Below are 23,821 nucleotides of genomic sequence, written 5' to 3'. Positions count from 1 at the left end.
TGAGGCTCAGGCGGGGGCAGGTTCCGCGAACAGTTCCGACACGATCACACGGGCGGCGCGGCGCGCGAAGGACTTGCCGTTGAGCATCTCGGCCACGGGATGCGCCGTGCTGATCGGCAGCATCTGCCAGCGATAGCGGCCATCGTAGATCTTGAGGTTGGTCTCGCACATGAAAAGCTTTCCGGTGCGCGCGCAGGGCAGCAGGTCATGCGCGTAGAAATTGCAGCCAAGCGCGCCCGCGACCCCCCGCGCGATACGGGTGATCTGCCGCCGGTTGGGGATCACGAGCCGGTCGTGCAATTCCGCGATTACGGCCAGATCGGCGGGGGTGTCGGCGTTGTGCACGCTGGGATCACCCTCGGCCACGTCGCGGCATCGCACCCAGGAAAAGATCACCCGCCCGCCAAAGCACAGCGCCCGCAGGCTGACATGATAATCGCGCCCGGCGGCGCGATGCACCGTGTCGATCATCTCGGTATTGTAGCGCGCATCGTCGAGCGCGCTGCCCGGCGGCAGCACATCGACGGCGACATGGGCGTTGACCGCCTGGTTGGAAAACACGGTGTGATGCTCCGAGCGCCCGTGGATCAATTGCGGCATCGGCACCCCGGCGGCCGAAAGCATCGCGTTCTGGCGGCGTTTGTCGCCGATCACCCGCGCCACCTCTGCCCGGTTGTGGAGCGTGTAGCCAAGGCCCTCAAGCTCCGCCTCGATGCAGGCAAGCGCGGGCGGCTCGCCGTTCTGGATGTATTTCAACTCGTTGAAATGCATCAGCGCGTGCGCAGGCCGGTGCCGCGCCGGGCCGCGCGCGATCAATTCCTCCGAGGTCAGAACCTCGCTCTTGATGCCCTGTTTTTCCAGCATCCGGGTCATCTGCCGCAAGACATTGGCCGGGCCCTTGCCCTTGGCCACAAGGCCGGGGCCGATGGGGGTGACGAAATGAAATTCCCCGCGCGCCGCCATCAGCCTGCCAGCCTTTCCAGCAGCGTGTCGAAATCCGCCTGCGCCTTCAACTCGGCGATCATCTCGCGGTGGCGCGCGCAGCACGCCTCGTGCAGGCGGCGCAATTCGGGATCGGCCAGCAGGCCCGCGAAAATCTCGGCCTTGGCCGGGCGGATGGCGTCGATGCTGCGATCCTCGATGCGGGTGTGGTTCATCTTTTGCCAATACTCCAGGCCAAGCGCCTCGCCGCCGTGATGCGCGCGACCGCGCGCCTTTTTCACCAGGTAGGATTCGCAGGATTTGAGCGCGTAGTGATTGAGCTGCACCAGATCATAGCCCAGCGAATCCGGCCCCGACCGCCACGACCCGCGCATATAGCGTTCGGGCATCGGCTGGCCCGAGCCGTTATACCAGTGCAGATCGGCGAACGCCTCGACCGTGGGGCGCTTGGGCCGGTGCACGCCGATATGCTCCCACAACCCGCGCTGGAACATGGTCTTGAGGCCCCAGGCCTGCGGCGGGCGGCGGGTCATGTCGGCGGCGGCGCGGGTGAACTGATCGGTGAGAAACCCCTCGCGGTAATCCACCACGCCGCCATTGCCGAAAAGCCGCCATGTCATCGAGAGCGTGCGCGCCTGCGGCACGGCGGCGGTGAGCGCGGGCAATGAATGATCGCCGCAATGCACGTTGATATATTCGTCGGCGTCGATCGGGATCACCCAATCCTCGGGGGCGGCGAGATCCATCTTGAGAAACCGGCGATAGGCGCGGCGCTGCGGCGCGGGCTGTTTCGAGCTGTTGTCGAAATGCCGGACCTTTCCCATCGCATCCAGCCGGTCAAGGAGCGCGTCCGAGCCGTCAGAGCAATCGTTGGAAAAGATCGCGATCACATCCGCCCCGATGGCGAGGTTATGCGCCACCCATTCGAGGATGAACGGCCCCTCATTCTTCATCGGTGTGACAATGACAAAGCGTTCCATGCGTCCCCCTCCCCGCCTCAGGCGGCCACCCCGTGCCGCTCTGCCAGTTCCGCGAGGATAGAGCCCTCGGGCGGCACGCCATCATGCACGACCCTGAGCCGTGCGCGACAGCGCCGCCCGTAGAAATGGATCGACACTGTATCCTCTTTCACGCGTTGCCATGTCCGCACAGCGGGCCGGAAATAGAGACGACGATCGGCGAAGGAGACCGGGTAGAGCACATGCGGCGGTAGCGCGTGGCGAAACTCCTCATGTTCCTTGAGGAAATAGGACAGCGCCCGCGGCCCCCAGACCCCCCAGGGCATTTCCGAGACATGCATCGGATCGCCCGCCGCCGCCCGCTGCGCGATCTCGGCCTGATGAACCGGGCGCATCCAGCGCGGTTGCGCGTATTCATCCTCGCAAAACGCGATCAGCGAGGCAAGCGTGGGCGAGGTCGCAGGCAGAGCCAGAACCCCGCTGGCCACCACGTCATCATTCTCGCGGCCAAAGAAATAGCCGTCCTGCGGCACGAAGGGGCGCAAACAATACGCATCCGTATCGGCCCAGACGATCCCATCATGCCGCGCCAGCAGGTGATAGCGGAACTTGTCCGAATAGGGCGCGGGGCTGCCGGTGCGTTCGTGGCGGATCATCGTGGCGGGGTTGGGCAGGATGTCCGAGGCGGGCGCAGCCTCGACCCCGGCGGGCAGGCCCTCGACCGCGCCATAGGAAAACATCACCACCGGATGCCCGGCATCGACGAAGGATTGCACGCAAAGGCGCTCGATGAACCCGAGCGGCGGGCCGTCCCAGAACATGGCGATGGTGGCAAGGCTCATGCGTTGTGTCCTTTCATCGTCCGGTCACGCCGCGTCGGGGGCGGGCAGGCACTCGGTGCGAAACCGGTCCGATATGAACACCGCATCGCCAAAGCGCAATTGCCCGTTTTTCAGCCGCTTGGACGGGAAGATGTCATAGAGCCAATAGCCATGCCCGCGCATCAGCCCCAGAATTTCATCGAGCAGCGGCACGCCGTCATAATGCGGCAGCGTGAACCATTCGAGCATCAGCATGTCGATGGCCTGCGCCGACAGCAGCCGCTCGGCTCCTTGCAGGATGCTGAATTCGCTGCCCTGCGCGTCGATCTTCATGCAGGCGATATGGCTGATGCCCCGTGCTGCGGCCCAGTCATCGAGCCGCGCGAGATCGACGGTGATCGTCTGCGCGGTGGCATGGGTGGAATGGCGCGCCGCCTCCTCGCCCGCGTTTGTGAAAAGCGACGAAGAGCCGACATGATCGGCGATGTGGAAATCGGCGGTGCCGTTGCGGTCCGAGAGCGCCATCTGATGCACGTTGAGCGTGGGAAACCGCGCGAACCGCTCTTCGAGAAAGCGGCATTGTTCCGGGATCGGCTCGATCAGGTGAATCGGCAGGTCGCAGTAAAGCCGCGCCAGCTTGAGCGCGACGGTGCCGCGATTGACGCCCACATCCAGAACAGCGCCGCGCCGCTCGGAATATCGCGACAGCCGCGCCAGCGCGGCCACCGGGCCGCCGCCCGCGATGATCTGATCGCGGTGCTTGCGCATGGGCTGACGGATGGTTTCGGTGGTCATGGCATGTCCTTGGCGGGTGAGGGCGGGGCCTCAATAATCCTTTTGCGTGATGGTCGCGGTGGTCTCGATCGCGTTGGCGCGCAGCCAGTCGCGGAATTCGTCCCAGCCGGGGCGCGCGCGCAACTCGGCGATCTTGGCGCGGTGCCAGTTCACCGCCCGCTCATGCAGCATCCCAAGCACCGGATCGGCCCGGAGCGCCTCATATATGGGTCGCATCCGCGCGGCATGGGGCAGGATCGAGCGGTCCTCGACCCGGTTCACGTTCATGTCGGACCAGTAATGCTCGGTCTGCTCGCGGGCAATGTGGTTGGTGCGACCCCGGTCGCGCTTGACCAGAAAACTGTCGATGGAGCGCACCGAATAATGATGCAGCCGCGCATAGCGGTGGCTGAACCCCGGCCAGCCGCGCCATGTCACCTGTTCCATGGGCCGCAGGTTGCCGCCGCAATCGGACCAGCGCACATCCCCCTCGCGCCCCTCGGGCACGCCTTTGGGGCGGTGCGGGTTGAACTTGCGAAAAAGCCCGTTATTGCGAAACATCGTCTTGAACCCGGTGGCGCGCCCGTTGGCCGGATCGTCCTCGGCATCGGCAAGAAAGAACTGCTCGGTCACGGGGCGGTCCTCGTATCCCTCGACCGCGCCGCAACCGAACAGCTTCCACACGAAGGACACCGCATCGCAATCGCCCATGGTGGCGATCATCTCGGGCAGGGTGGTCACGCCCTCGCGCAGGTTGATGAACTCATCGACATCGAGGCACATGAGCCATTCGGCATCCTTGATCCACGGATGCGCGGTGGCGCGCCGCAGCGCCTTGTGCTGCGGTGGCGATCCGTCCGAGACATCGTTGGGCCGGTGGCTGGCATAGCCCAACTCGGTCAGCCGGTCGGCGATCAGATCGGTGCCGTCGTCGCAATTATTGGTGAAAATCACGAAACCGGTAAAGCCGATGGCAAGGTTGTAGGCCACCCATTCAAGCATGAACGGCCCCTCGTTCTTCATCGTGGTCATGATAACATGGCTGCCGCCCAGCGCGGGCACGGGAAGGGCGGCGGCAAACTCCTGCGGGGCGGTCATTCGGCGGCCTCGCGTCTGAGCCTGCGAAAGGCGGGGCTTACGATACGGGCAAGCTTGTCATGCCCGCGCGCCTGCAAATTGCTCTGAAGCGCTTTGCGATACCACGGCAGCGCGCGGCGCTCGCGGTAAAGGCTGTAGAACACCGCCGCCGACAGCGTGCCGTCAATCGCGTGCTGCATGATCGGTTTCAAAAGCCCCGCCCGGCGCAGGAATGGCGGCGCGAAATGCCCCGAACACCAGGTCTTGAGCCGGATCACGTTCTCGCCCTCCAGCCGGTCGACATGGCGACGGTCGGGCGTGAAAAACGGATCGTAAAACACGAATGCCTTGTCCACATCGTCGATCTCATAGGCGCAATCGGAATGCGGCAGCGACCAGTCGCGCGCGCGTCCCATGCCGAACCGCTCTTCCCAGGGCACCAGCGTCGCGTCGAGCGTGGTTTGCGGGTTGAAGCTGATGACCGTGGCACCGGGGGCGAGCGAGGCGAAGGCGAGCGCGGCGAACCCGCCCATCGAGGTGCCGGTGAAAAACACCTTGTCAAAGGCGGCAAAGGTGCCGTCCGCCGCCAGCTTTTGCAGATAGGCGATCAGTTGCGGGCAGCGATACCAGTCCTTGCGCCGCGCCATGACGGAAAGGTGCGAAACGCCATTGTCGCGCAGGAATTTATAGGCCCATGGCTCGCGCCCCGGCGACAGATCATTGACGTTGGAAAGGTTGTCGAAGCTCACCACAAGCCGCGCGGGATCGCGGTAAATGCAAGCGACCGCATGATTTTCGAGCCGGGTGTAAAAACCCTGCCTTGCGCCGCCGGTGTGGATCTCGGCGAACCAGTCAGGCAGGGTGGCGGTGGGGGTGTCCTCGTCCAGCCCGTCGGTTTCGGTCTCTTCTTCGGCGGTCTCGACCGGGGCAGGGGCAGCCTCGGGCAGGAGCCGCGCCAGCGTCTCGCGCTCATCGGCCTCAAGCGCCGCCTGCGCCTCGGCCACGCCGGGCAGCGCCATCAGTTCGGCCATCGCCGCGTCGAGCGCGGGCGCGCGCGCGCCGATCCCGTGCATCGGTCCGGTGATCGCCGCCAGATCGGCCAGCCGCGCCAGCACCGTCTCGGGGGCGGGCTGCTGCTTTTTCGGCAGGTGGTGCTGGCGCAGGATATAGGTGTCGCTTGCCGGCGCCGCGATGCGCAGCACCGAGGCCCGCGCCATGTCAAGGCCCAGGCCCGCCCGCGCCCAGGCCACGCGGCTCTGCGGTGCGGGCAGCGGTGCGCCGCTCCCATCCACCCATTTGACCGCCGCCTTGCCCGCCACCGGCCCCACCGGCACCTCGGGCGTGCGCGCGCCGAACAGCCCCAGCCGCACCACGCTGCGCAACGCCCCCGCCGGTGCCGCCACCGGGCGCGCCATGTGCAGCACCGGGCCGGGCGCGTGGCGCTCATGCCCGCCGGTTCCGGCCTCGCAGACCGGCACCGAGAGCACATCCGCCCCGCCGGCCCCGCGCATCAGGCCCGCGATATCCCCTGCCGCGCAATGGATACGAAAATACTCGTCCGGCCCCAGAAACAGGCCATATCCGCCGCTCTCGTCGTGCTCCATCGCGCCGACGCGCAGGGCGGAATTATGCGGCTCTTCCTTCATGTCGGGATCGACGCCCACCGGCACGATGCGCACCATGCCCGCCGCCGCCAGCGCCGTCAAAAGCGGATGCGCCGTGGCCTGCCTGCGGTCGATCAGCACGTTGACGCAGCCCGCCCCGATCAGGCGATGCCAGGCCAGCCATTCAACGAACGCAGAGGTGGGACGCACCAGATGGGTGCTCAGCAACAGCTTGGACCCTGCTGTCATGAACCGGTTACTCCTTCGCCACTGCCCGGCAGCGGGAGCGCTTGCGACTGTTTCCATTGAGTGTATAGACTTTCCCTCAACGGGAAAAGGTAGTTTTATGTCGAATGCTCCCGATCAGGGCCGGGGTCTGTTCATCGGTTTGCGCAAGGATCAGCTTGGCGCGCGGCTTCTGATGATGCTCAACAGCATTCGCCTGGCCGAGGATTACGCCACCGATTTCCGCATCAACTGGTTCCCGCGCGGGGCGATGGCACCGAAGCTTGATACGCCGTCCGACCTCTTCGCCGCCGAGTTCATCACCCGCCATTTCATCGACAACGCCGATTTCGAGGCGCTCGATGCCCGCACCAAACCGCTCTGGGCCTTCCTCAAGGACCGCACGCCCGAGCGGCTTGAGGCGCATCTCGCGGGGGGCGGGCATGTCCTGCTCGACGAGGGGTTCGAGATCGTCGAATTCCCGTGGGAGGATGCCGAGGCGCTGCGCGGGCGATTTCGCGGCTTTATCCGCCGGATCGGGTTTCACCCAGGCGTGGCACGCCACATGGCGGCGATCGAGGCGGCGATGGCCGCTCAGGGCGGGCGCACCATCGCCTATCACATCCGGCGCGGCGACATCCTCAACGAGGAGCCGTGGACGCACAAGGAATGGCCCGCCAAGATCGAACCGGACGAGCTTTATTCCGCCTACCTGGAAAAGAACGCCGATGCCGGTGCGCTGGTCTTTTCCGATCAGCCCGAGAGCATCGCCCGCTTTACCGCCGCCCATCCAAAGGTGGCGCGGATCGACGATCTGGTGGACCTGTCGGGGTGCAAGCCGGTGCAGCGCGATTTTCTGGAACTGTTCGCCATGTCGCGCGCCTCCGAGATCGTCGCCCCGCCGATCAGCGCCTTCAGCCGCGCCGCCGCGCGCCTCAGCGGGCAGGAGCGCAAATGCTTTCACGAGGTGATGAGCGTCCCCGAGCGCGAGGCCGCCTATGAGCGGCTGCTGGCGCGGTTTCAAGCCGGGATCGGCGGCTTCATCACCCCCAGCGAGGCCGCCCATGTCTATGTCAAGCTCGCTCGCCGTTTGCAGGAAACCGGCCGCGACGAGGCCGCGTGGGAGATCGGCGAGGCGATCCTGAGGGCCGGGGCCGACAATGCCTTCATGCCGCTGATGCAGGCGATCTGCGGGATCTATCTCAACCGCTGGGAGGAGGCGCGCGCCCATGTCGCGGCGGCGCTGGCCCATCCCCATCAATGGCAGGAAAACTATATCACCGCGCTTGCCGTCGAGGCGCATATCCGGGGCGCGCTTGGCCAGCGGCACCGCGCGCGCCGCGCCTTCCTGCGCGCCTTCTGGCAGAAACCGATGCTGCCCGATGTGACGGTGATCGGCACCTTCATGATAAAGCGGCGGCGGCTGCGCCCCGGCGCGGTGCTGCCGTTCGATCGCGACACGGTGCTGATGCTGCCGATCCGCTATCAGCAGACCAATATCCTTGTGCAACAGGCGCGCATCCTGCGCCGCCGCGCCTCGGACCTCTCGACCATCGCCATCGAGTGGCCGGATTTCGCCATCGACGGCAAGGTGGCGCGGCTGCTCGGCAGCCCGCGCGAGCTCTTGGCGCTGCGCGACCGGATCGAGGCGGCGCCGGGCTTTGCCCCCGGCACCCTGCCCGACAGTTTCTGCGCCCTGCTCGACGCGCGCGCGGGGCAACTCGACGCGGCGCTGGCGCGCAATTCAGAGGCCCGCACGGCACAGCCCGGCGAACCCCTGATTGCCAAGCGGCAGGCGGAAATCCTCATGCTCCGGGGCGATCACGCGGGCGCGCTGCGCGAAATGGAAGCCTGCCGCGCGATGGCCCCCGATCATGCCTTCTGGCACTATCTCACCGGGTGCATCCACCTCGCCGCAGGCGATCCGCAGGGCGCCCGCGCCGCGATGGCGCGCGCCAGCGCGATGGATGACAGCACCGCCGAATTGCACGCGCACCTCGCCGATATGTGCCGCGAGGCAGGCGACGAGGCGGCGGCGGCGGCGGCGCTTGAGCGCGCCGCCGACATCGCCCCCAACCAGCAACGCTATGCCAAGCGCCGCGCGCGGCTGATGCGCAACAGCGCGTGATGCGGGTGGGTGTTTGAGGCCTGATACAGAGCACCCGAAGCTGCGCGGGGGACGGTTTCTGGCGTGGAGGGGACGTTCAAATCGAAGCCCCCTTTGCGCGGAGTCAAGGGCGCAGCCCGCCGCGCAGCGCCCGTCCGCCCCCTCGGGCGGGCGATTTTGCAACGATGCAGTTCCTTGATAACGATGAAGTATTTGGCGGGCATAAACTGCCAGTCAAATCTGTTGCAGCGCCCACCCGGCGGACAGGCACCGCGCGGCTCATCTCAAACCGTCAACGTCCACCTCAGGCCTTTCACGATGCCAGCCACCAACCACACGCCTACCCGCGCGCAAGCCGCAGGATCATGCGCACCGCGTGCTGAAACTCCGCCAACTCGCCCGCATGACCGCGCGGGCGCGCCGCGCCCGGATCGGCGGGCGGGAACAGCCGCTCGCGTTCGGGAAAAAAGGCGGCGCGCAGGCCTGCGTTGCGCGTCTCGAAGGCGGCGTTGACCTCGGCGCGCTCCTCGGGCGTCAGCACGTCGCCGCTGCCATAGAGCCGCGTATCGCCACAGGTTTGCAGCACCCGCCCCAGCCGCCGCCGCGCCTTCTTGTCATAGCCCGCCTTGTCGTCGAACAGCCCCAGCGCCTCGCTTGTCACCCGCGACAGCGTGCGGTTGGCGGCGCGCTCGGGGCGCGGCACTTCCTCGGGGGGCACACCGAAAAGTGACAGGAAATCGGTGGTGATGTCATGGCCCGCCATTTCCTCGCGCAGGTAAAGATGCGGGATGATCTCGGCCCCCGGCACCTGCGCGCGGATGCGTGCAAAGGCGGTTTCGAGGTTCATGTAATCGGGATCGGCGGCGATCTTTGCCAGCCGGTCGGCGACAAACGCCGCCGCGCCGCCGGTGGGCAGGCCGTTCTTGGCGCGCTGCTTGTAATCTGCCTCGATGAAATCATCGAAACGGCGCAGGTAGACGACGATCCGCACCGGTGCCTTGATCCGCGACAGGAACCGCTCTTGCAGCGGGGTGAGGTCGCGGCCAAAGAACATCTCGCTCGACACGATGGCGTGGCCGCCCTCATGTGCGCGGCATTCCTCGGCCAGCGCCTCGGCCTGTGCCTCGGGCGTGCCGCGCCAGCCCCGGCTCATCGCGACGGCCATCGCGTTGTGACAAATCAGCCGCGCCCGCCCCGTGCCCCGGTCGCGCCCTGCCACAACGTAGCGCAAGCCGCGCGCGGCCAGGAAATCGGCATGGGCATGAAGCCACGATTGCAGCGCCGTCGTGCCCGTCTTGGGCATCCCGATATGAATCCAGAGCATTGCCCACCCTCCGCCTATGGTCCTGTCCTAGGCCAACGCGGGCGGCGACACAATCGCGCTCAGGCGCGGTAATGAGGATGGTCGTCACGCGCAGGATTACGATGGCACGATGCGCAGTGTGACACCACAGCGGCTCCACAAGCGATATTCGATCATCGTAGCAGTCACTTGCATACGTCGCGCGAGAAAGCGGCGCGTCCAGCGGGGCGTGTTCATTCGCGTTGACGCGGCCCGATCCCAATGTTTGTCTTGGCATGTGCGGATCATTCATAACCAGCTCCGTTTTTTTGAACGAACGGCTCTACGATGAACGGAGCCACTGCGACCTTGGCGCTCAATTTCGGGTTGAACTCATGGGCGGAGTTGTAGATTAATGCGAGGTAAAACAGTTTTCAGATAATTCAGATAAAAGGTGCCTGAATGAGGTATTTTTATATTGTATCCATCGCGGTTCTGCTCGCGGGATGTACATCCCCTTATGACCCACCCGATGTAGTCGGTAGCAAATCCTTTCCCGGTGCGATGACGCTGGCAAGCCAATCCGGGGAAAACAGGGTGCGTGTGGTGATGTCGCATGGAATGTGCTCGGGATCTCACAAGTATTACGGTAATAACAATTGGGTGGCGCAACGCGCACAGCTGGTCGCAAAAAGTATCGGCAACACAAACTTTACGCCACGCGATTATATCCCCCCCACGAAGCAATATCCCGACACCTCGGGCACGAGGAGCGCAGTACAGCGGGTCGATATGACGTTAACAGGTGACAATGGGTTTACCTATGATATGTCGTTTCTGCTCTGGGGAGACACTTTCGACGATGCCCGTGACGAGATTGACCTTGTCCAGATTGACGATTCAACGGGTCAACCCCCGAAACGCGCGCGGTTGAACGCCGCTCTAAAAGACACTCTCATGAATGAATGTTTCGTGGATGCAGTCGCCTATACCGGACCGCGCGGCGATGTTGTTCGCAAGAATATGCGCGCCGCGCTGTGTGAATTGATGGACGGCACGATTTCAGGGCGCAATACCGGGGCATCGTCCGAGACCGTCAAATGTGTCGGCCTGCCCCCGGCTCCGAAGACGCCCGTCATGATCGTGCCAGAGAGTCTCGGTGCCAAGGTCGTTCTCGATGCATTTCTCGCGCTCGATGACGGCGAAGGCGGGGCGCGCAAGGCTCGGGCGCTCGGCCCGGTGAAGGCAATTCATCTCGCCACTCATCAACTGCCTTTACTTGACACGGCGCAGGGTGGCTCGGAAAACGCGGAGAAGGTACATGATCGAGGGTCTTACGTGCGTGCAAACCGTGCGATTCGATCCGAGGACCGCCTCGAGGGCGAGACCGCGCTCAATCATGCCCTTCAGGTTTTGACCGGGGCAGGAGACACGTCACGCGGCGACCCTCCGTTATCCTTGGTGGTTTACTACGACCCCAACGATATGTTTGGCTATCCGCTGACCACATCCTACCTTGACCCGAAACTGAATGTGTCACTTACAAATGTGATCGTCTCGAACGAGCCTACTTTTGCCTCGCTATTCGCAAACCCTGTTAACTCCCACAGGAAAACAGCAAGGCCAGAGGTCGTAGATATGATCGTTCAAGGCTCGGATGCGCTGAAGCGATAAGCGACCGCCTCACCCGAGGATACGCGGCAGCCGCAGCCCGTGTTCGCGCGCGCAATCCAGCGCCTCCTCGTATCCCGCATCCGCGTGCCGCCAGACGCCGCTTGCCGGATCGTTCCACAGCACCCGCTCCAGCCGTTTGGCGGCCTCGGGCGTGCCATCGGCCACCACCACCATGCCCGCGTGCTGCGAGAATCCCATGCCGACGCCGCCGCCGTGATGCAGGCTCACCCATGTCGCCCCCGAGGCGGTATTGACCAGCGCATTCAGCAGCGGCCAGTCGCTCACGGCGTCGCTGCCGTCCTTCATCGCCTCGGTCTCGCGGTTGGGGCTGGCGACCGAGCCGCTGTCGAGGTGATCGCGCCCGATCACCACCGGCGCCTTCAATTCACCGCTGGCCACCATCTCGTTGAACCGCAGCCCGGCGCGGTGCCGGTCCCCCAGCCCGATCCAGCATATCCGCGCGGGCAGGCCCTGAAAGGCGATCCGCTCGCGCGCCATGTCAAGCCATGTGTGCAGGTGGGTGTTGTCGGGAAACAGCTCCTTCATCGCCGCATCGGTGCGATAGATATCCTCGGGGTCGCCCGACAGCGCGCACCAGCGAAACGGCCCCACGCCCCGGCAAAAGAGCGGCCGGATATAGGCAGGGACAAAACCGGGAAAGGCAAAGGCGTTCTCCAGCCCCTCATCCAGCGCCACCTGCCGGATATTGTTGCCGTAATCGAGCGTCGGCACGCCCGCGTTCCAGAAATCCACCATCGCCGCGACATGGGTTTTCATCGACGCCCGCGCCGCGCGCTCCACCGCCTTGGGGTCAGACTCGCGCTTCTCGCGCCATTCCGCCATGCTCCAGCCCTGCGGCAGGTAGCCGTTCACCGGGTCATGCGCGCTGGTCTGGTCGGTGACGATATCGGGCCTTATGCCGCGCCGGTAAATCTCGGGAAAGATATCAGCGGCATTGCCCAACAGGCCCACGGATTTCGCCTCGCCCGCCCTGGTCCACCGCTCGATCATCGCGAGCGCCTCATCAAGATTATCCGCCTTCTCATCGACGTAACGTGTGCGCAGGCGGAACTCTATGCTGTCGGGGTTGCACTCCACCGCGAGGCAACATGCGCCCGCCATCACGGCGGCCAAGGGCTGCGCCCCGCCCATGCCGCCAAGCCCGCCGGTGAGTATCCACTTGCCCGTCAGGTCGCCGCCATAATGCTGCCGCCCGGCCTCGGCAAAGGTCTCATAGGTGCCCTGCACGATCCCCTGAGAGCCGATATAGATCCACGATCCGGCGGTCATTTGGCCATACATCATCAGGCCCTTGCGATCCAACTCGCTGAAATGGTCCCAATTGGCCCAATGCGGCACGAGGTTTGAGTTGGCGATCAGCACGCGGGGGGCGTCCGCGTGCGTCTTGACGATGGCAATCGGCTTGCCCGACTGCACCACCAGCGTCTCGTCCGCCTCCAGATCCTTGAGGCTCTCGACGATGCAATCGAAATCCGCCCATGTCCGCGCCGCCCGCCCGATACCGCCATAGACCACCAATTCGTGCGGGTTCTCGGCCACGTCGGGGTGCAGGTTGTTCATCAGCATCCTAAGCGGGGCCTCGGTCAGCCAGCTCTTGGCATTCAGTTCCGGCCCGGTGGGGGGATAGACATCGCGGGTGTTCTTGCGGGGATCGGTCATCACGGTCTCCAGTCCGACAGGGTTTCAAGGATGGCGCGCAGCGTGGCGCGCAGGCGTTCCGCGCGGGTCTTGTCATAGCTCCAGGGCGGGGCCTCGGCGGCGAGGTAGGTGGATTGCGCAAGCTCCATCTGTATCGCGTGCAGCCCCTCGCCGGGGCGGCCATAGTGCCGCGTGGTCCAACCGCCCTTGAAGCGGCCATCGGTGACGGTGCTGTATCCGCTCGCCGCGCAGGCATCCCCCACCGTCGCCGCAATCCCCGGCGCGCAGGTCGCGCCGCCATTGGTGCCGATATTCAGATCGGGCAGCGTGCCGTCGAAGAGGAATGGAATACGCGAGCGTATGGAGTGACGATCGTAAAGGATCGCAAAACCGTGCCGTTCGCGTACCCGCGCCATCTCCGCCGCCAGCGCGGCGTGATAGGGCGCGTGATAGGCGGCGCGGCGGGCCTCCACCTCCTCGGCATCGGGCGCCTGCCCATCGCGCCAGATCGACACCCCGTCGAAATCGGTCAGCGGCACCAGCCCGGTGGTGTTCTGCCCCGGATAAAGGCTCTCGCCACCCGGCGCGCGGTTCACGTCGATCACGTAGCGATGCACGCGCGTGCGCACCGTGGTCACGCCGTCGATCAACCCGGCATAAAGCCGCTCTATATGCCAATCGGTATCGGCCAGCGCGCGGCCCGTCTCGTTCAGCCGCGCCGCGATTTCCGGCGGCACATACACCCCCGTATGCGGCAGGCCCAGCACCAGCGGGCCATCGCCCTGCGTCACCTCGATCATAGCACAAGCTCCAGCCCAGCCGCGCGCACCAGCGCGCCATCGCGCATCAGCGCGGCGGCGGCCTCCAGATCGGGGGCCATGTAGCGATCGGCCCCGAGGCTCGGCACCCTCTCGCGCAGGCAGGCCACCGCATCGCGCAAGGCCGCCGAGGTCTCCAGCGGCGCGCGCGCCTCGATGCCTTGGGCGGCGCAGATCGCCTCGACGCCAAGGATCACCGACAGGTTCGCCACCATCCGCCGCAACCGGTAGGCGGCATGCGCGGCCATGCTCACATGGTCCTCCTGATTGGCGGAGGTGGGCGTGCTGTCGATGGTGCAGGGATGCGCCATATGCTTGTTTTCGCTCATCAATGCGGCGGTCGTCACCTCGGCGATCATCAGCCCAGAATTCAGCCCCGGATCGGGCGTGAGAAAAGGCGGCAGGTCAAACGACAGCGTCGGATCGACCATCAGCGCCACCCGCCGTTGCGCAATGGCCCCCAGCTCGGAGATTGCCATCGCCATCGTGTCGGCGGCAAAGCCCACCGGCTCGGCATGGAAATTCCCGCCCGACAGGATCGCGCCATCCTCGACCAGCACCAGCGGGTTATCGGTCACCGCGTTGGCCTCCACCTCCAGCGTGCGCGCGGCCCAGCGGATCAGGTCGAGCGCAGCCCCCGTCACCTGCGGCTGACAGCGGATGCAATAGGGGTCTTGCACGCGGGTATCGCCGTCGCGGTGGCTCTCGCGGATGACGCTGCCCGCCATCAGCGCGGCCATCGCAGCCGCCACGTCGATCTGCCCCTGATGCCCGCGCAAGCCGTGGATCATCGGGTGCAAGGGCGCGGTCGAACCCATGATCGCATCCGTGCTGAGCGCCGAGGTCACCACCGCCCCGCGCAACAGCACCATCGCGTCGAACAGCCCGCCCAGCGCGCAGGCGGTGGAAAACTGCGTGCCGTTGATGAGCGCCAGCCCCTCCTTGGGGCCGAGCACCACCGGCGACAGCCCCGCGCGCCGCAATGCCTCCCCGCCGGGCAGCGTCTCGCCCCGATACACCGCCTGCCCCTCGCCGATCATCACGGCGGCCATATGCGCCAGCGGGGCCAGATCGCCCGACGCTCCGACAGAGCCTTGCGCCGGGATCACCGGCACGACACCGGCGGCCAGCATCGCCTCGATCTGCGCGCAAATCTCCCAGCGCACGCCCGACGCCCCGCGCCCGAGGGACAAGAGCTTGAGCGCCATCATCAGCCGGGTGGTGGGGCCGTCCAATGCCTCGCCCACGCCGCAGCAATGCGACAGGATCAGGTTGCGCTGCAATTGCTCGGTGTCGTCGGCGGCGATCTTGACCGAGGCGAGCTTGCCAAAGCCGGTATTGACGCCGTAAACCGCCGCCTCGCCCTGCGCCGCCTGTTTGACCAGCGCCGCCGCCCGGTCGATCCCGTCCCGCGCCGCCGGATCGAGGCGCACGTCCCCCGTGCCGCGCCACAGCGTCTCCAGTTGATCGAGCGTTGCCGCTCCGGGTGTCAGCGTCTCGGTCATGCCTGTCCTCCGAATATGCGGGTGTAAAGCGGGTTGGTGCCGATGCGATAGGCAAGCTCGGCGGGCGTCTCGACATCCCACACCGCAAGATCGGCGCGCAGCCCGGCGCGGATCTCGCCGCGATCCGCCAAGCCCAGCGCCCGCGCGGCGTGGCGGGTGGTGCCCGCCAGCGCCTCCTCCGGGGTCAGGCGAAACAGCGTGCAGGCCATGTTCATCGCCAGCAGAAGCGAGCCCAAGGGCGACGATCCGGGGTTGAGATCGGTGGCCACCGCCATCGCCACGCCCGCCTCGCGGAACGCCTGCACCGGCGGGGCCTGTGTCTCGCGCAAGGTGTAGAACGCACCCGGCAACAGCACCGCGACCGTGCCCGCCTGTGCCAGCGCGGCGGCATCCGCGTCACCCGCATATTCCACATGATCCGCCGAGAGCGCCCCATACCGCGCCGCCAGCGCCGTGCCGCCGATATGGCTCAACTGCTCGGCATGGAGTTTGACCGGCAGGCCAAGCGCGCGGGCGCGGTCAAACACCCGCGCGATCTGCGCGGTGTCAAATGCGATCCCCTCGCAAAACCCGTCCACCGCATCCACCAGCCCCTCGGCGTGAGCCGCCTCCAGCGCGGGCAGGCAGGTCTCGTCGATATAGCTGTCGGCATCCTCGCCGCCGGGCACCGCGTGCGCGCCCAGAAAACTTGTGACCACGGTGACGGGCCGCATTTCACCGATCCGCCGCGCCACCCGCAGCATCCGCAATTCGGTGTCGTGGTCGAGGCCATAGCCCGACTTGATCTCGATGGTGCCCACCCCCTCGGCAATGAACGCATCGACGCGGCCCAGCGCCGCGCGCAGCAGCCCCGCCTCGTCCTCTGCCCGCGTGGCGCTCACGGTCGAGACGATGCCGCCACCGGCGCGCGCGATCTCCTCATAGCCCGCCCCCTCAAGCCGCATCTCGAATTCGCGGGCGCGGTTGCCGCCATGCACCAGATGGGTGTGACAGTCGATCAGCGCGGGCGTGACCAGCCGCCCGTCGAGGCTGCGCCGGGGCCAACCGGCCAGATCGCCGGGCAGGTCACACGCGGCACCCACCCAGCGGATCGCGCCGCCCTCGATGGCGATGGCGGCCCCGTCGACGAGGCCATAGGCCCCCCCGCCCGGCGACATGGTGGCGGCGCAAAGATCGGTCAGAAGCAGGGGCGCGGTCATGGTCTGTCCTTGATTATCAGTGCTGTTAACGATAATATGTATGCACTTATTTTGTCAACGGAGTCGTGCCATGCAAATTATCACGGCCAGTCAGGCCCTTATGCCCGAAGGCTGGCAAAGCGACGTGGAGATCCGCATCGCCGCCGATGGCCGAATCGCTGAGGTCGGCCCGATGACCACCCGCGCGGCGCATCATCTCGACATGCTTTTGCCCGCGCCGCTCAACCTGCACAGCCACGCCTTTCAGCGCGCCATCGCCGGGCTGACCGAGGCGCGCGGCCCCGACCCGGCGGATACGTTCTGGACATGGCGGCAGCAGATGTATCGCTTTCTCGACCGGCTCGATGCCGATCAGGTCGAGGCGATCACGGCGATGGTGTTCATGGAAATGCTCGAGGCGGGCTATGGCGCGGTGGCGGAGTTTCACTATCTCCACCACGCCGCGCAGGGGCAGCCCCATGACGACCCCGCCGAGATGTCGGCGCGCATCATCGCCGCCGCGCAGATCGCGGGGATCGGTCTCACGCTCTTGCCGGTGCTCTACCAATGGGGCGGCTGCGACAGGCGGGTGCTGGCGGGCGGGCAGCGGCGGTTCGGCACCGACCCGGACAGTTTCGCGCGGCTGCACGCGGGCGCGACGCGGCACCTGCGCGACCATGGCCACGCCGACGACCGGCTGGGCGTGGCCCCGCATTCGCTGCGCGCGGTGGATGCAGAGGGCCTTGACGCGGCGCTGGCGCTTTGTCCCGAAAGCCCGGTTCACATGCACCTCGCCGAGCAGGTGGCCGAGGTCGAGGAGGTCATGGCCCATCACGGCGCGCGGCCCGTGACTTGGCTGCTCGACACTCACGATGTGGATGCGCGCTGGTGCCTCATCCATTGCACGCAGATGACCCCGCAGGAAACCGCCCGCCTTGCCGCCACCGGCGCGGTGGCGGGGCTTTGCCCGATCACCGAATCGAACCTCGGCGACGGGATTTTCGACGGGGTGCGCTATCTCGGCGCAAACGGGCGCGCCGGGATCGGCTCTGATTCCAACGTGCATATTGCCCTTTTCGACGAGTTGCGCACGCTCGAATATTCCCAACGCCTGCGCGATCGCAGCCGCGCGGCGCTTGCCACGCCGACCGCCCCCACCGGGCGGCGGCTATTCGAGATGGCCCTCGCGGGCGGCGCGCAGGCAGGCGGGCGCGACGCGGGGCGGATCGAGGCGGGGGCCTGGGCCGATCTGCTTGGGATCGCTACCGATAACGCCTGGCTCTGTGACCGGCACGGCGATGCGGCGCTCGATACCGCGATTTTCGGCGGCCACGGGCAGGCGTGCATCAGCGATGTCTGGAGCGCCGGACGCCATGTCGTGCAAGAGGGCCGCCACATCCACCGCGACGCCATCCGCGCGCGCTTTCGCGCGGCGATGACGGCGCTGGAGGCCACTGTATGACCGCTCCCGATCCCACCGGCTGGCGCGCGCTGCGCAACACCATACACCAGCGTATACTTGACGGCACCTACGGCCCCGGCGCGCGCCTGCCGCGCGATGCCGATCTGGCGATGGAGCTGGGCTGCGCCCGCACCACGGTGCAGCGCGCCATGCGCGCGCTCGCCGATGAGGGGCTGATCGAGCGCAAGCGCAAGGGCGGCACGCGGGTGCTTGCGCGCCCCGTCACCCGCGCGACATTCGACATCCCCGTGGCGCGCGAAGAGGTCAAGGCGACGGGCCGCGCCTATGGCTATCAACTGGTGGCGCGCGAGATCGCCCCATCGCCGCATTCGGTGACTGCCGCGATGGGGCTGTCGGCCCCCGAACGGATGCTGCGCGCGCAGGCGCTGCATCTGGCCGACCGGCGGCCCTTCATGTTCGAGGATCGCTGGATCAGCCTCGCCACCGTGCCCGAGATCGCCGGGGTCGATCTTGCCGTCGAGAGCGCCAATGAATGGCTGCTCGCGCACCGCCCCTACAGCCATTACACGCTGCGCTTTTCGGCGGCAAATGCGACGGCGGCGCAGGCCGAATTGCTGGGCGCGCGCGCGGGCGACGCGCTTTTCGTCATCGAGCGCTGCACATGGCTGGGCACGGCCCCGATCACCTGCGTGACGGCGCTGGCACCACCCGGCTATGCGCTGATCTCCCGCGCCTGAGGGGGCCGGGGTGTAGCGTGCTGCGGACGGTCGCCCCCGTATCCCGCGCGGAATAAAGGGCGAAGCCCGCCCCGCCCATATCACCATTGGGCAACCGGCACACCTTGGTGAATACTACGGGCATCCGCCCCGCATCCGAGAATCGCCCATGACCCCGATCAACCTCGCCAACCTGCACACCTTCCTTGCCGTCGTGCGCACCGGCGGGGTGCGTCGTGCCGCCACCAGCCTCAACCTCACGCAGCCCGCCATCACCGCGCGGATCCGCAACCTCGAGGACAGCCTTGGCGGCGCGCTGTTCGACCGCGCGGCCGGCGGCATGACCCTCACCCGGCAGGGCGAGCGCCTGCTGGTCTATGCCGAGAAATTCGAGCGCTTGCAGGAGATGATAGAGAAGGACGTGATCAACCCCGAGGGGCTGGAGCGTCACCTGCGGATCGGCGTCTCCGAGACCATCGCGCAATGCTGGCTGCCCGAATTCATCGCCCGCCTGCACCGCCGCTTTCCCCGGCTGGAGATTGAATTCAACGTCGATATCTCGCTCGACCTGCGCGAGCGGCTGATGGGCCGCGAGATCGACCTCGCGATCCTGCTGGGGCCGATTTCGGAATATACCGTGGATAATATCGAGCTGCCGGGCTTTGATCTGGCGTGGTATGTCGCCGCCTCTGCCCCGGTCGGGGGCGATGCGACGGCCTGCCAGACCCGCCCGGTGCTGACCTATGCGCGCAACACGCGGCCCTATCGCGAATTGCGCGAATTGCTCTATGAGCATGTCGGCCCCGATGTGTCGATCTTTCCCTCCTCGTCGCTTTCGGCCTGTTTCCGGCTGGTCGAGGCCGATCTCGGCATCGCCGCCCTGCCCCGCGCGCTGGGGGCCGATTACGTGGCAGCAGGGCGCATCCGCGAATTTGATCCCGGCTGGGTGCCGCCGCCGCTGCGCTTCACCGCCTCATGGGTGGCCGAGCCGCGCAGCCATCTGATCGAATTCGCCGCCCGCACGGCGCGGGATGTGGCGCGGGACTATCAGGCGGCGTTGCAGGGCCCTGAGTGACGGCGGGGCACCCCGTGAGTGCGGGGTGGGGTGGCGCGCGGTTTGTCTCACCGCCCGTTGCATCCGCCATTGCGCCCGCCGCATGACCGGGCGAGGCTGCAACATCAGGAATAGGGGAGACCACCATGTATGACGTGATCGGGTCGCGGGCGAGCCGGGCCTTTCGGGTGCTTTGGCTGCTCGAGGAATTGGGGCTGGACTATAACCATCTGCCGGTCGCGCCGCGCTCGGCGGAGGCGCTGGCGGTCAACCCTTCGGGCAAGATACCGGCGCTGCGCGATGGCGATGCGGTGCTGACCGATTCGGTCGCGATCATGACCTTTCTCGCCGACCGGCACGGGCAGTTCACCCATGCCCCCGGCAGCCATGAACGCGCCGCGCAGGATGCGCTCACGCACCGGGTGCTTGACGAGGTGGACGCGATCTTGTGGACGGCGGCGCGGCATTCCTTCGTGCTGCCCGAGGAACACCGGGTGGCGGCGGTCAAGGACTCTCTAAAATGGGAATATGAACGCAATATCACCGGGCTGGAGGCGGCGTTCGAGGGGCCGTTCCTCCAGGGCGAGAGCATGACCATCGCCGATCTGCTGCTGGCGCATTGCCTGATGTGGGCGGGCAAGGCCGGGTTTGCCGCGCCACCCGCGCGGCTGGCGGAGTATCTGGCGATGATGATGGCGCGACCCGCGTTTCAGCGCGCGGCGGCGCTGCCCTGAGGGCGGAATCAGATGTTCAGCGCATGGGCGGCGGCGTGCCGTCCGGCCCAGAGCCCGGTGGCGAGGCAGGCGGTGAGCAGGTAGCCGCCGGTGGGGGCTTCCCAATCCAGCATTTCCCCGGCGGCGAAGGTGCCGGGGCGGGCGCGCAGCATGAGGGTATCGTCGAGTGCCTCAAACCGCAGCCCGCCCGCGGTGGAAATCGCCTCGTCCATCGGGCGGGGGCCGATGATGGGGATCGGCAGGGCCTTGAGCGCGCGTGCGAGGTCGGGGGCGGTGCGGGCGCATTCCATGACCAGCGCGCATTTGACGGGATCGAGGCGCAGCGCCTTGCGCAGGCGATTGCCGAGGCTGTCGCGGGGGCGGGCGCGGGCCAGCCTTGCGGCGATGTCCTCTGCGCTCAGGTTTGGCAGCAGATCAAGGACAAGCGGCGCACCATCGCGCAGGGCGGCGCTCACCTCGTAGACGCCGCCGCCCTCGAGGCCAGTGGCCGAGATCACGCATTCCCCGCGCGAGCGGGCCGGGCCTGCGCGCAATTCCACGCCCTTTACCGGCTTGCCGAAATGCGCTTCCATATGCGGCGACCAGTTTACCAGAAATCCCATATTGGCGGGGCGGAACGGGGCAAGCACTGTCGCGTCAAAGGCCTGCGCCCATGCCCCGTCAGAGCCAAGCCGCGCCCAGCTTGCACCGCCGCAGGCCAGCACGGTGACGGCGGGGCTGAGGCATTGCCGCCCTTGGGGCGTGTCGAAAAGAACCTGCGCGCCATCCCACCCCGCCCAGCGCCAGCGGGGGCGGATATCGACGCCAAGACCACGCAATTCGGCCAGCACGCTGCGCAGAAGCGGCGAGGCTTTCATCACATGCGGAAACACCCGGCCGGTGGAGCCGGTGAACAGCGTCTGACCGTGGCTGCGCGCCCAGTCCTGCACGGCGTCCGGGCCAAAGGCGGCCAGCATCGGGCGCAGGGCCTCGGCGCGCGCACCATAGGCGGCAAGGAAATCCTCGAACGGCTCGGATTTGGTGAGGTTCAGCCCGGATTTCCCAGCCATCAGGAATTTTCGCCCGACCGAGGGCTTGGCCTCGGCCAGCGTAACCCGCAGCCCGGCGCGGGCCAACTCGCCTGCCGCCATGAGGCCCGCAGGCCCGGCCCCGATGACGAGCGCATCGGTCATGGCGCGGGCACTGCTCCCTTGTGGTGGATCACGCGCTGCACGCGATCTGCATGACCGGCGCGAACCACAGGCAGGCTGCGCCGTGAATAGGAACCTGGCTGCCCGTTCATCCCTTGCCCCTTTTACGCCGGTGACGCGTTGCGCGATCTCTTGCCCGCAGCATGGGAGGGGATCAAGGAAAACCGTGGGTAATGACGGCAGGCGGGGCGATACGGCCCCGGTATTTCCACGCGCGGGCCACAATCCGGCACGATTGTTGCCACGGAGCGACGATATCAGTGAACCATCGAGCAACCGTATCAAGGACGGAAACGATGGGACTGGAAAACACCGATGAGATCCGCGATTTCGTGATGGGCGAGCGCGTCAAGGCCGTATCAGAGCGCGAGTGGCGGCACCGGCTGCGCGGCTATGGGTTTGCCATTCGCGACGATGCCGAGGGGGCCTATGTCACCTCGATCCTGCGCGGCGGCGCGCTCTGTCGGCTGAACTGAGGCCGGGGGAACTTCCCCGGCCCCTTGGTTTAGGCGCGCCGGCAAGACGGCTCAGGCGGTGTGGCCCTCGGTAGCGATGGCATCCGCGAGCGCGGCTTCGAGGATAGCGAGACCTTCTTCGATGAGCGCGTCAGACGCCGTGAGCGGCACCATGATGCGCAGCGCGTTGCCGTGCATCCCGCAGCCGAGCAGGATAAGCCCGCGTTTGAGCGCATGGGCGATCACCGATTTGGTCAGCGCGGCATCGGGCTGTGCGGTGTCGAAATCGGTCACGAACTCGACCGCGAGCATCGCGCCAAGGCCGCGGATATCCCACATGCGATAGGGGGCCGTGCGCGCGCCGATCTCGGCAAGGCGGGCGCGCTGCATCTCGCCCATCGCGGTGGAGCGGGCAAGCAGCCCCTCGCCCTCGAGCGCATCAATGGCCGCAAGCGCTGCGGCGCAGGCCACCGGGTTGCCACCATAAGTGCCGCCAAGCCCGCCGGGGGCTATCGCGTCCATCACATCCGCACGACCGATCACGCCCGCAAGCGGATAGCCGCCCGCCATCGACTTGGCCACGGTGATGAGATCGGGCACCACGCCGGAATGCTCGATCGCAAACCATGCGCCCGTGCGCCCGAACCCGGACTGGATCTCGTCGGCGATGAGCAGGATACCGTGGCGGTCGCAGATCGCGCGCAGGGCGCGCAGCATCTCGAACGGCACCGGGATATAGCCGCCCTCGCCCTGCACCGGCTCGATGATGATGGCGGCAATGCGGTCGGGCTGGGCATCGGTGAGAAACAGCGTCTCCAGCGCGCGAAGGGCATCATCCACCGTGATCCCGGCGCGCGTATCGGGCATCGGTGCGCGGAAGATATCGGGTGGAAAGGGGCCTGCGTCCTTCTTGTAGGGGGTGATCTTGCCAGTCAGGCCAAGGGTCAGCAGGGTGCGGCCGTGATAGCTGCTGTTGAAGGCGATGACGCCGGGGCGACCGGTGGCCGTGCGCGCGATCTTGACCGCGTTTTCAACCGCTTCGGCCCCGGTGGTCACAAGCAGCGTCTTTTTTGGCGCATCGCCCGGCGCAAGCGCGTTGAGCCGCTCGGCGAGGGCTATATAGGGCTCGTAGGGGACAACCTGAAACGAGGTATGGGTAAAGCGGTCCTCTTGCGCCTTGGCGGCGGCGACAACCGCCGGGTGGCGGTGGCCGGTGTTGAGCACTGCAATGCCACCGGCAAAGTCGATATAGCGGCGGCCCTCGACATCCCAAAGCTCGGCGTTTTCGGCGCGGTCGGCAAAGATCGGCGCGGCAGAGGCGACACCGCGCGCCACGGCGGCCTCGCGGCGGGCGAGAAGGGCGGCGTTGGTGGCACTACTGGGCGCGGGCGCAGCGGCGGCGGGCTTACGGGTGGCCGGTTTGCGTTTCGGCTTGGCGGTCGCGGTTACCATGATGTGATCCGTTTTGCTGGGGCTTTGGGCATGACAGGGGACGCCATGCGCCTCACTGTGGTTGATATTTCAATCATGATTTTAGAATACTGTCAACGCTGCCTACGTATTCAGCAGGTTTACGGAGGCTTTCAGCCGTCATGCATTTGACATGTTGTGTATTTCATCGAGA

General features: G+C 66.5%; 20 protein-coding genes. 7 read left to right on the top strand and 13 right to left on the bottom strand.

What is annotated here, in order from left to right:
• Positions 1-6: 6 nt before the first annotated feature.
• Genes ABIE58_RS04485 through ABIE58_RS04460 form a run of 6 tightly spaced genes read right to left on the bottom strand, consistent with a single transcriptional unit; the run spans position 7 to position 6,426 of the window.
• The gene (locus tag ABIE58_RS04485; protein WP_354543494.1) at positions 7-963 is read right to left on the bottom strand and encodes a hypothetical protein; all 957 of its coding nucleotides are present in this window, start codon (positions 961-963) and stop codon (positions 7-9) included.
• Positions 963-1,922: a glycosyltransferase family 2 protein gene (locus ABIE58_RS04480; protein ID WP_354543493.1), complete on the bottom strand. Its 960-nt coding sequence runs from the start codon at positions 1,920-1,922 to the stop codon at positions 963-965. Before ABIE58_RS04480 ends, ABIE58_RS04485 begins: the two co-directional genes overlap by 1 nt.
• A 17-nt stretch (positions 1,923-1,939) precedes the next feature.
• Positions 1,940-2,743 carry a hypothetical protein gene (locus ABIE58_RS04475; protein ID WP_354543492.1) on the bottom strand — a complete coding sequence of 268 codons (804 nt, stop codon included), beginning with the start codon at positions 2,741-2,743 and terminating at the stop codon, positions 1,940-1,942.
• A 24-nt stretch (positions 2,744-2,767) separates the two neighbouring features.
• Positions 2,768-3,517, bottom strand: coding sequence for an FkbM family methyltransferase (locus tag ABIE58_RS04470; RefSeq protein ID WP_354543491.1), 750 nt, complete (start codon positions 3,515-3,517; stop codon positions 2,768-2,770).
• 30 nt (positions 3,518-3,547) lie between these two features.
• Positions 3,548-4,594, bottom strand: a complete 1,047-nt coding sequence (locus ABIE58_RS04465) for a glycosyltransferase family 2 protein (RefSeq protein ID WP_354543490.1) — start codon at positions 4,592-4,594, stop codon at positions 3,548-3,550.
• Positions 4,591-6,426, bottom strand: a complete 1,836-nt coding sequence (locus tag ABIE58_RS04460) for a hypothetical protein (RefSeq protein ID WP_354543489.1) — start codon at positions 6,424-6,426, stop codon at positions 4,591-4,593. Before ABIE58_RS04460 ends, ABIE58_RS04465 begins: the two co-directional genes overlap by 4 nt.
• A 97-nt stretch (positions 6,427-6,523) precedes the next feature.
• Between ABIE58_RS04460 and ABIE58_RS04455 the strand changes: the two genes are divergently transcribed.
• A complete protein-coding gene (locus ABIE58_RS04455; RefSeq protein WP_354543488.1) occupies positions 6,524-8,530 on the top strand; it encodes a tetratricopeptide repeat protein in 2,007 nt (668 codons plus the stop codon).
• 319 nt (positions 8,531-8,849) lie between these two features.
• Here the strand turns inward: ABIE58_RS04455 and ABIE58_RS04450 are convergent, their stop codons facing one another.
• Positions 8,850-9,833, bottom strand: coding sequence for a hypothetical protein (locus ABIE58_RS04450; protein WP_354543487.1), 984 nt, complete (start codon positions 9,831-9,833; stop codon positions 8,850-8,852).
• A gap of 420 nt (positions 9,834-10,253) precedes the next feature.
• On the opposite strand from ABIE58_RS04450, the gene ABIE58_RS04445 reads away from it, so the two are divergent.
• Positions 10,254-11,465 (top strand): hypothetical protein, encoded by a 1,212-nt coding sequence (locus tag ABIE58_RS04445; RefSeq protein ID WP_354543486.1) that lies wholly within the window; start codon positions 10,254-10,256, stop codon positions 11,463-11,465.
• Between the two features lie 9 nt (positions 11,466-11,474).
• Here the strand turns inward: ABIE58_RS04445 and hutU are convergent, their stop codons facing one another.
• Genes hutU through hutI form a run of 4 tightly spaced genes read right to left on the bottom strand, consistent with a single transcriptional unit; the run spans position 11,475 to position 16,646 of the window.
• The gene (hutU, locus tag ABIE58_RS04440; RefSeq protein ID WP_354543485.1) at positions 11,475-13,145 is read right to left on the bottom strand and encodes a urocanate hydratase; all 1,671 of its coding nucleotides are present in this window, start codon (positions 13,143-13,145) and stop codon (positions 11,475-11,477) included.
• Positions 13,145-13,924 (bottom strand): N-formylglutamate deformylase, encoded by a 780-nt coding sequence (gene hutG / locus ABIE58_RS04435; RefSeq protein ID WP_354543484.1) that lies wholly within the window; start codon positions 13,922-13,924, stop codon positions 13,145-13,147. The genes hutU and hutG overlap by 1 nt, the downstream gene beginning before the upstream one ends.
• Positions 13,921-15,447, bottom strand: coding sequence for a histidine ammonia-lyase (hutH, locus tag ABIE58_RS04430; protein WP_354543483.1), 1,527 nt, complete (start codon positions 15,445-15,447; stop codon positions 13,921-13,923). Before hutH ends, hutG begins: the two co-directional genes overlap by 4 nt.
• A complete protein-coding gene (gene hutI, locus ABIE58_RS04425; RefSeq protein ID WP_354543482.1) occupies positions 15,444-16,646 on the bottom strand; it encodes an imidazolonepropionase in 1,203 nt (400 codons plus the stop codon). The genes hutH and hutI overlap by 4 nt, the downstream gene beginning before the upstream one ends.
• Positions 16,647-16,716: 70 nt before the next feature.
• Between hutI and ABIE58_RS04420 the strand changes: the two genes are divergently transcribed.
• The 4 genes from ABIE58_RS04420 (at position 16,717) to ABIE58_RS04405 (ending at position 20,552) form a co-directional block, all read left to right on the top strand.
• Entirely contained in the window at positions 16,717-18,087 is a 1,371-nt protein-coding gene (locus ABIE58_RS04420; protein WP_354543481.1) for a formimidoylglutamate deiminase, read from the top strand.
• Positions 18,084-18,785, top strand: a complete 702-nt coding sequence (gene hutC / locus ABIE58_RS04415) for a histidine utilization transcriptional repressor HutC (RefSeq protein WP_354543480.1) — start codon at positions 18,084-18,086, stop codon at positions 18,783-18,785. The genes ABIE58_RS04420 and hutC overlap by 4 nt, the downstream gene beginning before the upstream one ends.
• A gap of 148 nt (positions 18,786-18,933) precedes the next feature.
• Entirely contained in the window at positions 18,934-19,839 is a 906-nt protein-coding gene (locus ABIE58_RS04410) for a LysR family transcriptional regulator (RefSeq protein WP_354543479.1), read from the top strand.
• Between the two features lie 125 nt (positions 19,840-19,964).
• Positions 19,965-20,552, top strand: a complete 588-nt coding sequence (locus ABIE58_RS04405) for a glutathione S-transferase family protein (RefSeq protein ID WP_354543478.1) — start codon at positions 19,965-19,967, stop codon at positions 20,550-20,552.
• Positions 20,553-20,560: 8 nt separating this feature from the next.
• Here ABIE58_RS04405 and ABIE58_RS04400 read toward each other — a convergent pair whose 3' ends face one another.
• Positions 20,561-21,724: a TIGR03862 family flavoprotein gene (locus ABIE58_RS04400; protein ID WP_354543477.1), complete on the bottom strand. Its 1,164-nt coding sequence runs from the start codon at positions 21,722-21,724 to the stop codon at positions 20,561-20,563.
• Between the two features lie 314 nt (positions 21,725-22,038).
• Here ABIE58_RS04400 and ABIE58_RS04395 point away from each other — a divergent pair, with 314 nt between their 5' ends.
• The gene (locus tag ABIE58_RS04395) at positions 22,039-22,218 is read left to right on the top strand and encodes a hypothetical protein (RefSeq protein WP_354543476.1); all 180 of its coding nucleotides are present in this window, start codon (positions 22,039-22,041) and stop codon (positions 22,216-22,218) included.
• A gap of 51 nt (positions 22,219-22,269) precedes the next feature.
• Here ABIE58_RS04395 and gabT read toward each other — a convergent pair whose 3' ends face one another.
• Positions 22,270-23,649, bottom strand: coding sequence for a 4-aminobutyrate--2-oxoglutarate transaminase (gene gabT / locus ABIE58_RS04390; protein ID WP_354543475.1), 1,380 nt, complete (start codon positions 23,647-23,649; stop codon positions 22,270-22,272).
• Positions 23,650-23,821: the final 172 nt, after the last annotated feature.

The sequence above is a fragment of the Roseovarius sp. MBR-78 genome, assembly GCF_040547535.1.
GTDB lineage: Bacteria > Pseudomonadota > Alphaproteobacteria > Rhodobacterales > Rhodobacteraceae > Roseovarius.
Note: the sequence above shows the minus strand (reverse complement) of the source record. Positions and strands in the feature narration are given on the sequence as shown.